The organism is Xenorhabdus sp. XBWT (assembly GCF_059072735.1).
The window spans coordinates 46,810-59,678 of sequence record NZ_CM180990.1 but is presented as its reverse complement, the minus strand read 5'-3'; the positions used below and the strand labels follow the sequence as shown (position 1 = coordinate 59,678).

5 protein-coding genes, 1 tRNA gene, 3 rRNA genes and 2 pseudogenes are annotated in these 12,869 nt (G+C 47.0%); 2 read left to right on the top strand and 9 right to left on the bottom strand.

Translation table 11 applies throughout. From position 1 onward, the window contains the following. Positions 1–24 precede the first annotated feature (24 nt). The 4 genes from rrf to AC5JQI_RS00250 form a co-directional block, all read right to left on the bottom strand. Positions 25–140 (bottom strand): 5S ribosomal RNA (gene rrf / locus AC5JQI_RS00265). A 92-nt stretch (positions 141–232) separates the two neighbouring features. Continuing rightward, positions 233–3,142 (bottom strand): 23S ribosomal RNA (locus AC5JQI_RS00260). A 187-nt stretch (positions 3,143–3,329) separates the two neighbouring features. After that, positions 3,330–3,405 (bottom strand) — tRNA-Glu (locus AC5JQI_RS00255). Between the two features lie 84 nt (positions 3,406–3,489). Next, positions 3,490–5,032, bottom strand: a 16S ribosomal RNA gene (locus AC5JQI_RS00250). Together the 16S, 23S and 5S rRNA genes with 1 tRNA gene alongside form the textbook arrangement of a ribosomal RNA operon. A gap of 755 nt (positions 5,033–5,787) precedes the next feature. Here AC5JQI_RS00250 and mdtD point away from each other — a divergent pair. After that, positions 5,788–7,170: a multidrug transporter subunit MdtD gene (gene mdtD, locus AC5JQI_RS00245; protein WP_493913317.1), complete on the top strand. Its 1,383-nt coding sequence runs from the start codon at positions 5,788–5,790 to the stop codon at positions 7,168–7,170. 5 nt (positions 7,171–7,175) lie between these two features. Here the strand turns inward: mdtD and rbsR are convergent, their stop codons facing one another. From rbsR to AC5JQI_RS00220, 5 genes and pseudogenes are all read right to left on the bottom strand, one after another. Then, positions 7,176–8,174 carry a ribose operon transcriptional repressor RbsR gene (gene rbsR / locus AC5JQI_RS00240; RefSeq protein ID WP_493913316.1) on the bottom strand — a complete coding sequence of 333 codons (999 nt, stop codon included), beginning with the start codon at positions 8,172–8,174 and terminating at the stop codon, positions 7,176–7,178. Further along, positions 8,162–9,106: a ribokinase gene (gene rbsK / locus AC5JQI_RS00235; protein WP_493913315.1), complete on the bottom strand. Its 945-nt coding sequence runs from the start codon at positions 9,104–9,106 to the stop codon at positions 8,162–8,164. The genes rbsR and rbsK overlap by 13 nt, the downstream gene beginning before the upstream one ends. Positions 9,107–9,233: 127 nt before the next feature. Next, positions 9,234–9,815, bottom strand: a pseudogene (locus AC5JQI_RS00230) (substrate-binding domain-containing protein); the annotation flags it as partial. A 21-nt stretch (positions 9,816–9,836) separates the two neighbouring features. Continuing rightward, positions 9,837–10,746 (bottom strand): annotated as a pseudogene (rbsC, locus tag AC5JQI_RS00225) (ribose ABC transporter permease). A gap of 41 nt (positions 10,747–10,787) precedes the next feature. Further along, on the bottom strand, positions 10,788–11,108 hold the full coding sequence (locus tag AC5JQI_RS00220; protein ID WP_493913314.1) for an RbsD/FucU domain-containing protein: 321 nt from the start codon (positions 11,106–11,108) through the stop codon (positions 10,788–10,790). 255 nt (positions 11,109–11,363) lie between these two features. Between AC5JQI_RS00220 and ravA the strand changes: the two genes are divergently transcribed. Continuing rightward, positions 11,364–12,869, top strand: coding sequence for an ATPase RavA (gene ravA, locus AC5JQI_RS00215; RefSeq protein WP_493913313.1), 1,506 nt, complete (start codon positions 11,364–11,366; stop codon positions 12,867–12,869).

Sequence of the window (12,869 nt, the reverse complement as noted above, 5' to 3'; positions counted from 1 at the left end):
GGATGGCTTCTCTGGCAAATAATTGTCTGGCAGTGCCCTACTCTCACATGGGGAGACCCCACACTACCATCGGCGCAACGGCGTTTCACTGCTGAGTTCGGCATGGGATCAGGTGGGACCACCGCGCTCTTGCCGCCAGACAAATCCTGTTTTCAATCCCGAACAAGCTGCTTCTTGTCATCTGAACCCCGTCTTCTCTCTCAACAACCCGCCAAAACACCTTCGGTGTTGTCAGGTTAAGCCGCACGGTTCATTAGTACCGGTTAGCTCAACGTATCACTACGCTTACACACCCGGCCTATCCACGTCCTCGTCTCGAACGTTCCTTCAGTGTCCTCAAGGGACAAGGGAAGACTCATCTCAAGGCAAGTTTCCCGCTTAGATGCTTTCAGCGGTTATCTTTTCCGCACGTAGCTACCGGGCAATGCCATTGGCATGACAACCCGAACACCAGTGGTGCGTCCACTCCGGTCCTCTCGTACTAGGAGCAGCCCCTTTCAATCTTCCAACGCCCACGGCAGATAGGGACCGAACTGTCTCACGACGTTCTAAACCCAGCTCGCGTACCACTTTAAACGGCGAACAGCCGTACCCTTGGGACCTACTTCAGCCCCAGGATGTGATGAGCCGACATCGAGGTGCCAAACACCGCCGTCGATATGAACTCTTGGGCGGTATCAGCCTGTTATCCCCGGAGTACCTTTTATCCGTTGAGCGATGGCCCTTCCATACAGAACCACCGGATCACTAAGACCTACTTTCGTACCTGCTCGAGCTGTCACTCTCGCAGTCAAGCTAGCTTATGCCTTTGCACTAACCTCACGATGTCCGACCGTGATTAGCTAACCTTCGTGCTCCTCCGTTACGCTTTGGGAGGAGACCGCCCCAGTCAAACTACCCACCAGACACTGTCCGCGACCCGGATAACGGGCCGGCGTTAGAACATCAAACATTCAAGGGTGGTATTTCAAGGATGGCTCCGTGCAGACTGGCGTCCGCACTTCACAGCCTCCCACCTATCCTACACATCAAGGCTCAAGGTTCAGTGTCAAGCTATAGTAAAGGTTCACGGGGTCTTTCCGTCTTGCCGCGGGTACACTGCATCTTCACAGCGAGTTCAATTTCACTGAGTCTCGGGTGGAGACAGCCTGGCCATCATTACGCCATTCGTGCAGGTCGGAACTTACCCGACAAGGAATTTCGCTACCTTAGGACCGTTATAGTTACGGCCGCCGTTTACTGGGGCTTCGATCAAGAGCGTCTCCCGGAGGATAACCCCATCAATTAACCTTCCAGCACCGGGCAGGCGTCACACCGTATACGTCCACTTTCGTGTTTGCACAGTGCTGTGTTTTTATTAAACAGTTGCAGCCAGCTGGTATCTGCGACTGGCCTCGGCTCCGGGCGCGTGTCCCTTCACCTACCGCCAGCGTGCCTTCTCCCGAAGTTACGGCACCATTTTGCCTAGTTCCTTCACCCGAGTTCTCTCAAGCGCCTGAGTATTCTCTACCTGACCACCTGTGTCGGTTTGGGGTACGATTCTGTGTGACCTGATGCTTAGAGGCTTTTCCTGGAAGCAGGGCATCAACCACTTCGGCACCGTAGTGCCTCGTTATCACGCCTCAGTGTTATCAGCGGTCCGGATTTACCAAAACCGCCCACCTACACGCTTTCACCGGGACGACCGTCGCCCGGCTGGCCTAGCCTTCTCCGTCCCCCCTTCGCAGTCACACCGAGTACAGGAATATTAACCTGTTTCCCATCGACTACGCCTGTCGGCCTCGCCTTAGGGGTCGACTCACCCTGCCCCGATTAACGTTGGACAGGAACCCTTGGTCTTCCGGCGAGCGGGTTTTTCACCCGCTTTATCGTTACTTATGTCAGCATTCGCACTTCTGATACCTCCAGCAAACCTCACGGTTCACCTTCGACGGCTTACAGAACGCTCCCCTACCCAACAACATTGACATGTTGCTGCCGCAGCTTCGGTGCATGGTTTAGCCCCGTTACATCTTCCGCGCAGGCCGACTCGACCAGTGAGCTATTACGCTTTCTTTAAATGGTGGCTGCTTCTAAGCCAACATCCTGGCTGTCTGAGCCTTCCCACTTCGTTTCCCACTTAACCATGACTTGGGGACCTTAGCTGGCGGTCTGGGTTGTTTCCCTCTTCACGACGGACGTTAGCACCCGCCGTGTGTCTCCCGTGATAACATTCTTCGGTATTCGCAGTTTGCATCGGGTTGGTAAGTCGGGATGACCCCCTAGCCGAAACAGTGCTCTACCCCCGAAGATGAGTTCACGAGGCGCTACCTAAATAGCTTTCGGGGAGAACCAGCTATCTCCCGGTTTGATTGGCCTTTCACCCCCAGCCACAAGTCATCCGCTAATTTTTCAACATTAGTCGGTTCGGTCCTCCAGTTAGTGTTACCCAACCTTCAACCTGCCCATGGCTAGCTCACCGGGTTTCGGGTCTATACCCTGCAACTTAACGCCCAGTTAAGACTCGGTTTCCCTGCGGCTCCCCTAAACGGTTAACCTTGCTACAGAATATAAGTCGCTGACCCATTATACAAAAGGTACGCAGTCACCCTGATAAATCAAGGCTCCCACTGCTTGTACGTACACGGTTTCAGGTTCTGTTTCACTCCCCTCGCCGGGGTTCTTTTCGCCTTTCCCTCACGGTACTGGTTCACTATCGGTCAGTCAGGAGTATTTAGCCTTGGAGGATGGTCCCCCCATGTTCAGACAGGATACCACGTGTCCCGCCCTACTCATCGAACTCACGGCCTGGGCATCTTCGTGTACGGGGCTATCACCCTTTACTGCGCGCCTTTCCAGGCGCTTCCACTGATGCACGGGCCGATGCTGGTTCTGGGCTGTTCCCCGTTCGCTCGCCGCTACTGGGGGAATCTCGGTTGATTTCTTTTCCTCGGGGTACTGAGATGTTTCAGTTCCCCCGGTTCGCTTCCTGCCCCTATGAATTCAGGGCAGGATAGTGCAACGGATTGCACTGGGTTTCCCCATTCGGACATCGCCGGCTATAACGGGTCATATCCCCTTACCGGCGCTTTTCGCAGATTAGCACGTCCTTCATCGCCTCTGACTGCCTAGGCATCCACCGTGTACGCTTATTCGCTTAACCTCACAACCCGAAGGTGTCTTCGGATGGAGTTTTTGAGAGATTCACCCGTGATTTCATGTAAAATCACGGGCCGTTTCAAATTTTCAGCTTGTTCCAGATTGTTAAAGAGCAAATATTGCTAAACCGGCTCGCAAGCCGCGCTTAACAATACCGTTGGCACCGCCTTTCACCCAGGGCCTGAGCAATGTGGCGTCCCCTAGGGGATTCGAACCCCTGTTACCGCCGTGAAAGGGCGGTGTCCTAGGCCTCTAGACGAAGGGGACATCAAGTCTTCTTCGCAGACGCTGCTCATTCTTCATTTCATCAGACAATCTGTGTGAGCACTTCACAATACTGCGCTCGTTTGGTAAGGAGGTGATCCAACCGCAGGTTCCCCTACGGTTACCTTGTTACGACTTCACCCCAGTCATGAATCACAAAGTGGTCAGCGCCCTCCCGAAGGTTAAGCTACCGACTTCTTTTGCAACCCACTCCCATGGTGTGACGGGCGGTGTGTACAAGGCCCGGGAACGTATTCACCGTAGCATTCTGATCTACGATTACTAGCGATTCCGACTTCATGGAGTCGAGTTGCAGACTCCAATCCGGACTACGACAGACTTTATGAGTTCCGCTTGCTCTCGCGAGGTCGCTTCTCTTTGTATCTGCCATTGTAGCACGTGTGTAGCCCTACTCGTAAGGGCCATGATGACTTGACGTCATCCCCACCTTCCTCCGGTTTATCACCGGCAGTCTCCCTTGAGTTCCCACCATCACGTGCTGGCAACAAAGGATAAGGGTTGCGCTCGTTGCGGGACTTAACCCAACATTTCACAACACGAGCTGACGACAGCCATGCAGCACCTGTCTCAGCGTTCCCGAAGGCACTCCTCTATCTCTAAAGGATTCGCTGGATGTCAAGAGTAGGTAAGGTTCTTCGCGTTGCATCGAATTAAACCACATGCTCCACCGCTTGTGCGGGCCCCCGTCAATTCATTTGAGTTTTAACCTTGCGGCCGTACTCCCCAGGCGGTCGATTTAACGCGTTAGCTCCGGAAGCCACGCCTCAAGGGCACAACCTCCAAATCGACATCGTTTACAGCGTGGACTACCAGGGTATCTAATCCTGTTTGCTCCCCACGCTTTCGCACCTGAGCGTCAGTCTTCGTCCAGGGGGCCGCCTTCGCCACCGATATTCCTCCACATCTCTACGCATTTCACCGCTACACGTGGAATTCTACCCCCCTCTACGAGACTCTAGCCAACCAGTCTTAGATGCCGTTCCCGGGTTAAGCCCGGGGATTTCACATCTAACTTAATTGACCGCCTGCGTGCGCTTTACGCCCAGTAATTCCGATTAACGCTTGCACCCTCCGTATTACCGCGGCTGCTGGCACGGAGTTAGCCGGTGCTTCTTCTGCGGGTAACGTCAATCGTAAGCCGTATTAACGCTTACGCCTTCCTCCCCGCTGAAAGTACTTTACAACCCGAAGGCCTTCTTCATACACGCGGCATGGCTGCATCAGGCTTGCGCCCATTGTGCAATATTCCCCACTGCTGCCTCCCGTAGGAGTCTGGGCCGTGTCTCAGTCCCAGTGTGGCTGGTCATCCTCTCAGACCAGCTAGGGATCGTCGCCTAGGTGGGCCATTACCCCGCCTACTAGCTAATCCCATCTGGGTTCATCCGATGGCGTGAGGCCCGAAGGTCCCCCACTTTGCTCAAAAGAGGTCATGCGGTATTAGCCACCGTTTCCAGTGGTTATCCCCCTCCATCGGGCAGATCCCCAGACATTACTCACCCGTCCGCCGCTCGCCGGCAAAGAAGCACGCTTCTTCCCGCTGCCGCTCGACTTGCATGTGTTAGGCCTGCCGCCAGCGTTCAATCTGAGCCATGATCAAACTCTTCAATTAAAGTGTTTGATGCTCAAAGAATTATCCTGTTAGTTCGTAATGAATTAACTGTTGTTCACTCTTCAAGACTTGGTAATCTTTTTCGCCTTGCGGCGTGAGATACAGTCCTGCGAGTGCCCACACAGATTGTCTGATTAACTTGTTAAAGAGCGGGGCAACCGGGAAGTGGCTTCCGGGTTGCGAGGCTGCGTATCTTACGCTTTTTGCCTCCGGAGTCAAGCGTTTATTTTCGCTCTTTTCCGACTTCCCGCCGCGGCCTGTCTCAGCGCATCGTCGGTCAGTGGTGGCGCATTATAGGGAGTTTTACGGAAGTGACAATAGTTTTTTTTGATTTTTTTTCTGTTCGCGTTTTTTTTCAGCAAAAGAAGTGATTGTGTTAGTTTTTCAACCAAATATTGGTGCCATAAACAACAACTCTGAATTAATACACTAAGATAACGTACTATTATGTAGTAGCTATACCTGTTGTCTTTTCAAATTACGGCTTTGTTGGCTATTCTCAATTCTCCCCGATAACATAGTTATCTATGTTTCTGAGGAGTCAAACCCAAGATATAAGCACTGTATTTTGAAATCGATTGGGTATATACCCATTGGATTTCAAGATACAGCGCGACGGCAAGGAACGAATCCCCTGGAGCATAGATAACTATGTGACTGGGGTGAGTGAGCGCAGCCAACAAAGCTGCAACTTGACAGACGACAGGTATATGTACTAATTCACTATCCACCATCGGAAACAAATGGGATATCTAATGGTTAAATCCGCGCGTAATATGTCTGGATTGCCTTGGATTGCAGCCATGGCTTTTTTTATGCAGTCTTTGGATGCCACGATTCTTAACACCGCCTTACCAGCAATTGCTAAGAGTCTTCATCACTCTCCACTAGCAATGCAGCCTGCTATTGTCAGTTATACCTTAACTGTAGCGATGTTAATTCCCGTCAGTGGTTGGTTAGCTGATAGGTTTGGTACTCGGCGGATATTCATTTATGCCGTCTCTCTCTTTTCTTTAGGCTCGTTAGCTTGTGCTCTTTCCCACAATCTCTCTTTCTTGGTCATATCCCGAGTGATTCAAGGAATAGGGGGAGCCATGATGATGCCTGTGGCTCGTCTGGCTTTATTAAGAACATATCCGCGTAGCGAATTGTTACCTATTTTGAATTTCGTCACTATGCCAGGGTTATTGGGTCCAATTTTAGGCCCAATGCTAGGCGGTTTACTGGTGACCTACGCAACATGGCACTGGATCTTCATCATTAATATCCCCATCGGTTTATTGGGTATCATTTATGCCAGAAAGAACATGCCCAATTTAACAATGCCCAAATGCCCTTTCGATTTTCTGGGATTCGTGTTGTTCGGCATCGGGTTAGTAATGATTTCAGTTAGCTTTGACTTATTTGGTGAAAATTCTCTTTCTGGCTATATTCCCTTTTTGTTATTGGCTGGCGGTATCATTATTCTGTTAGGGTATATTTTCCACGCGAAAAAGCACAAAAACCCCCTCATTGACTTACAGTTATTCCAGACACATACATTTTCAATCGGTATCGCCAGCAATATTGCAACTCGTTTGAGTACTGGTTCTCTCTCATTTCTTATTCCGTTGATGCTACAAGTAGGGTTTGGATACTCAGCAGTGATAGCAGGAATAATGATGGCACCAAATGCGCTCGGTTCTATTTTCGCCAAATCTTTTGTCACCAAGATACTGACCCTATTTGGCTATAGAAATACACTCCTCTGGGTCACCGTCATTATTGGTGTAATGATTTCACAATTTTCTCTACAAACACCGGGACTCTCTGTCGCATTTTTAATAATTCCTCTATTTATATTGGGAATGGCGATGTCTACGCAGTTCACAGCGATGAATACGATTACGCTTGGTGATTTGAATAATAACAATGCAAGCGCTGGTAATAGTCTGCTAGCGGTGGTTCAGCAGTTATCGATAAGTTTTGGGGTAACCGTCAGTGCCGCTGTTCTTCGGTTTTATGAGTCAATGGGAAATGGCTCAACCGTGAGCCATTTCCACTATACCTTGATTACGATGGGAGTCATCACCTTGATTTCTTCAACTGTCTTTCTGTTACTTAATAAAGAAGACGGAAATAACTTAATTAAGAAATGAAACCATTAACGGCTGGCTACTGAACTACGCTCGATCAGCGTTGGTGTTAAAATCAGTTCTCTGGGTTCACTTTCTGGGTTATCCATTCGATAAAGCAAGGTATCAATTGCCAGCTTACCCAATTCCCCTTTTGATTGATGGATAGTTGTCAACGGGGGAGTCAGGTAAGGTGCAATTGCAATATCATCATACCCAATGACAGAAATATCTTTAGGAACAGAAAGCCCTGACTGATATAGTGCCTGATAAACGCCAATCGCCATGGCATCATTACTGGCAAAGACTGCTTCTGGAGGTTCCGGTAGCTGCAATAATTGTTTCATTGATAAAAAACCACCAGAAAACTCAAAATTACTGTAAATCTCGTAGCCTTCAGAAATTTCAAGTCCGGCATCTCTCATGGCTTTTCGATAACCAAACAAACGCTGTTGAGCAGGCATCTTATCCTGTGGACCTGCGATACAAGCTATTGTGCGAAATCCTCTGCTAATCAGATAATTTGTTGCCAGTTCTCCCCCCAGCAGTGAGTTATCTTTAATCACATCACTGGAAACATCAAAGGGAGACCAATCCATTGTCACAATTGGCACCAGAGGGTATCGCAGAAAAAAGTCCTTAGATATCAGCTGCTGTTCGGAGCACATAATCAATAGTCCATCGACGCGCTTTTGCAACAGGGTTTCCATACAGCGGAGCATTCGAGTTAAATTACCTTCAGTATAAAGGATTAAACTATATCCTCGCTCATAGCAACTTTGCTCAACGCCTCTGACAACCTCACTATAAAACGAGTTATCACTGCTGGTAACCAGCATACCAATAGTTTTGGTTTGTTTGATTTTCAAACTTCGAGCTAACGCAGAAGGCGTATAATTCAGCTCTTCAATAGCTGCATTTACCCTCTTTTTGATCTTCTCACTGACATAACGGTTATTGTTAATCACATGAGAAACGGTTGATGTCGATACGCCCGCAAGGCGGGCAACATCCTTCATGGTAGCCACAGTGAGTCCTGTTCAGATAGAAATGTATCAATTTCGTGTCGCCACGGTACCGCAGGCTGTGCCCCCTGACGTGTCACAGCAATTGCAGCCGCAGCATGAGCGAAGCGGATCGCCGACAACATCTCTTTTCCTTCTAGCAATCCCGTTACCAAGGCGCCATTGAATGTATCTCCTGCCGCAATCGTATCGATCGCTTTTACTTTAAATCCAGGAACAATTTTACCTTCTTTGCCTTTCTCACTTAACCATACGCCGCGGCTTCCCAAAGTAATAATGACAGTTTCAATACCTTGATTATGTAAGGCCAGAGCCGCTTCCTTCGCTCCCGCATCATCTTTTACGGTAATGCCTGTCAGGTATTCTGCTTCGGTTTCATTCGGTGTAATGATATCCACCAGAGAAAGTAACTGAGCTGATATTTTTTGGGCTGGCGCAGGGTTCAAAATAACTTTGGTATAATGTTTCTTAGCCGTTTCAGCAGCAAGTTGTACCGTTTCCAACGGTGTTTCTAGCTGTAATAATAGCGCATCAGCATCTTTGACCACGTGCTCAAAACGGTGGAAATAATCTGGCGTCAGAGCACCATTTGCCCCGGCGTTAATACCAATGACATTCTCTCCTTGCTGGTTGACAAAAATCAGGGCCACTCCCGTAGTTTCCTCTTCAATACACTCAATGGATGAAGTATTGATATTGTCTTTCGCTAACTGTTGACGTACTTGTTCGCCGATACCATCCTGACCAACACAGGCAATAAATGTAATGTCAGCACCGCAACGACCAGCAGCCACAGCCTGATTAGCGCCCTTTCCTCCAAATGCAACCTGATACTGCCTGCCGTTTACGGTTTCTCCCGGTTTAGGAAAAGATTCAAGGTTCAAAATGTGATCCACATTAATGCTACCCATCACCACAAGTTTTGCCATGCTCATTGTATTTATTCCTGTATAAAAAATGCAGACATAAAAACTAATCACTGCATGAATAATGTTGATTATTTTTTAACAATTAATTCCAGTTCAATCGGAATGATGGAGTTAACTTTTTCACCTTTTAACACTTTGTCCGCAGTCTGAACGCCGATGGTTGGCTGGCCAACATATTGAATTTGTGCTTTTGGGCTGCCTGACCAAAACCTTCACCGCGTTCACGCGCACCTAAAACGCCTGGAATACCTTCCAATTGAATAACTTTGACACCATTACCTAATTTTTCAGCGATAAAATCAGCGGCCATTTTGGCGCCTAAACGGCTGTCGGAAGCAATATAGCTGATAACGTTGCCCTTACTCGCTGAATGGTCAAGAGCAATAACAGGAATATTTGCCTTATTTGCCATGATTATTGCATTACCAGCAGCTTCTGAATCGGTTGGGTTAATTAATAACAATTTTATGCCACGAACCATCAAATCCTGTACGTTAGCCAATTCGTTAGCCGGATTGCCCTGAGAATCAAGCACAATCAGGTTATATCCCAGCTTGTCAGCTTCTTTCTGAGCGCTATCTTTCATAGTGACAAAGAAGGGGTTATTTAAGGTGGAAATAACCAATGCAATATTCTCTTTCGCCAGTGCATTAGCACTTATCATTGCACTCAATGCCATAGCAGGGAGAATGGTTGCCAGCTTCTTCATTTTCATGTTTTTTCCTGTAGGGTGAAGTTATTTACTGCTTTTGTTATCAACCAAGACCGCCAATAAGATCACAACTGCCTTGACTATCATCTGGTAGTTGGAAGAAATACCTAACAAGTTCAATCCATTATTCAGAAAGCCTAAAATCAGCGCACCAATCAGCGTGCAAAAAATTCTCCCCCTACCTCCTGCCTCCCCCCAGCACAACAGCTGCAATAGCATCTAACTCATAACCACTCCCTGCCATGGGTTGAGCAGAAGATAATCGGGCAACTTCTATAATGCTGGCCAGCGCGGCTAATAGACCACATAGGGAATAAACGATTATTTTTATTTTATCAACACTGATACCTGATAAACGTGTTGCAGATTCATTTCCGCCTAATGCGTAAATGTAACGTCCCAAACGAGTGTGATGGAACATGAACCAGACCGAAATAAAAACCAGCAACATGATCCACACCGGTGTTGGTACTCCCAATGGACGACCAATGCCGAACCAACCAAATAAATCTGCGTTATCACTGAATCCTGTATTAAACGGGCTGCCATCCGTATAAACGCGAGTCACACCGCGCAGCAGTAGCATCATTACCAAGGTCGCAATAAATGCTTGTACCTTGCCTTTTGCGACAATAACACCACTACAGGCTCCAATAGCCGCTCCTAGTGCAAGTGCTCCGACAACAGCGACCAGTGCATTAATATCCGTACTTACTATTAATGCCGCTACGGCTCCCGTTAAAGCCAACAAGGAACCAACAGAGAGATCAAACCCTGATGTCAAGATGACTAACGTTATACCAACTGCCATGATGGCATTAATAGATGTTTGCTGAAGGATGTTAAACAGGTTATTCAATGTGAAAAAATTAGGGCTGAGGAAAGAGACAATCGCAATCAGGGTTAATAATGCAATAAGTGGTTTTTGTTCCATCAGCCATGTTTCGGTAAACCAACGTTTGGAAGTTAGTGCTGTTATCGATCCTCTAGCCTGCGTCCCACCATCATTTCGATCAATCGCTCTTCGTTCAGAGCATTCATGGGGTAGGGAGTGCATTCCCCCGTACGAATAACGGCTTTACTCTTCTCTGTAATGACGGCTTCCACTTGTAATTCCCGAACAACAACACCAAACACAGACAGTAGATCAAGGGTTCCCTGGGTTAGCGCTAAATCAATTCGTTGGGTAGACCATGGGATAGGTAATCCCGTATCACTAAGCATAATTTGATCCGTATGCCCCAAACGAGAAATAACGGCTGAAATATCAGAATGTAATAAAACGCCTTTTTTCATTTTTTTATTAACTCCTTAGCGAAACGTTTCGCTAAGGAGTTATCATATAAAGCTCAATATCAAAGACAACTTGATTAATATGAAAGTGTGATCGTCATAGTCAGATAAAAATATTAATTTATTAAATAAGTTAAGCTGAAGCGATTTTTTGAATGTTCCGAAGAAGTTCAAGAATACACCATCAAAATCTTTGCATAGATTGCATTTTATCTATAAATAAAGGGAGGTAATTAAGCAAACCAAGGTGTAAATACTATGCAATTGGTTGAGAAGATATCCCAGTTAAGTCAGTATCTAGAAAGTGGGTTATATGAAAGGCGTCAAGCTATTCGTCTTTGCCTGCTAGCGGCCTTATGCGGAGAAAGTGTTTTTCTCTTTGGGCCACCGGGAATAGCCAAAAGCCTTATCGCCCGTCGGCTCAAGTTCGCGTTTCAAAATGCACATGCTTTTGAATATCTGATGACCCGTTTTTCCACCCCCGAAGAGATCTTTGGCCCCCTTTCTATTCAAGCACTTAAAGATGAAGGACGCTATCAGCGCCTGACTGAAGGTTATTTACCCGAAGCCAAAATTGTTTTTCTGGATGAAATCTGGAAAGCAGGCCCTGCAATCCTGAATACGCTGCTCACTGCTATCAATGAAAAAAAATTCAGAAATGGCAACCAAGAAGAACAACTGCCAATGCGGTTACTGGTTACTGCATCCAATGAATTCCCTGATGCTGATAGTGGTCTGGAAGCACTCTATGATCGTATGTTGATCCGGCTTTGTCTGGACAAGATTCAGGAAAAGAGAAACTTTCGGGCATTACTGACTGATCGGAATAATGAAAATGATAATCCCGTACCTGCTCACATCCAGATCACTGATGACGAGTTCCATCAATGGCAGGAGAAGATCAATCACGTATCCCTGACAGATCATATCTTCGAGCTGATTTATCAAGTCCGTCAACAAATGAATACCTCTGAAAACATTCCTGACGTTTCTGATCGCCGCTGGAAAAAATCCATACGCTTATTACAGGCAAGTGCTTTTTTCAGCGGAAGAAATGAGATCTCTCCCCTGGATATCGTGTTATTAAAATATTGCCTATGGCACGATTTAAATGCCTTAAAAAATCTGTCACAGCTTCTGCATATTTTACTGACAGAACAGGCTTATCGGCAAAATTTGCTGATACAGAAAATAGATGAGTTATATCAACAATGGGTGCAATCCAGCCAAGATGGAAATGGCTGCCCTCCTTTGCTGTTAACGACTAAAACATCCCTTTTGGGCCGCAGGAACCTTCATTCATTGCCTACAAATATCAAAGATGAAAAACTGATACTGTTTTTGCGTCCTTCATTACATTTGCATGATATTAAAGTCAATTTCATCGAAATAGATAAAAAAACGCTGGAAAATACGTTAAAAAATAACGAAACAGTACTACCAGCCCGATTGAATGGCATTGGTTTCCCACAAACCATCACAGTAGAAATCAGCGAGAAACATCAGCTTAAAGTTCTGGATATCAGTCGTAATAGTGCTGTTCTTTGCCAAGCTGGAGATAAACCACAGAACCCAGAAAAAACCAATACCGAATGGCATGAAAAACAGCTCTCCATCCACGATGAAATTCAACATCAACATCAGTTATTTAACCAACATCAACTGTGTTTATTTATCGAAGAACATTGGCTTGCCAGTATTGAGCAAAGTTTTCTCCGGTTAACCGAAAAACTGGAACAATTGAGAACCAAAATAGGAGGGTGA

Bases quoted from the DNA above. Each gene is read 5' to 3' on its own strand.
- mdtD (WP_493913317.1), top strand. From the start codon at position 5,788: ATGGTTAAATCCGCGCGTAATATGTCTGGATTGCCTTGGATTGCAGCC.
- rbsK (WP_493913315.1), bottom strand. From the start codon at position 9,106: ATGAGCATGGCAAAACTTGTGGTGATGGGTAGCATTAATGTGGATCAC.
- AC5JQI_RS00220 (WP_493913314.1), bottom strand. From the start codon at position 11,108: ATGAAAAAAGGCGTTTTATTACATTCTGATATTTCAGCCGTTATTTCT.
- ravA (WP_493913313.1), top strand. From the start codon at position 11,364: ATGCAATTGGTTGAGAAGATATCCCAGTTAAGTCAGTATCTAGAAAGT.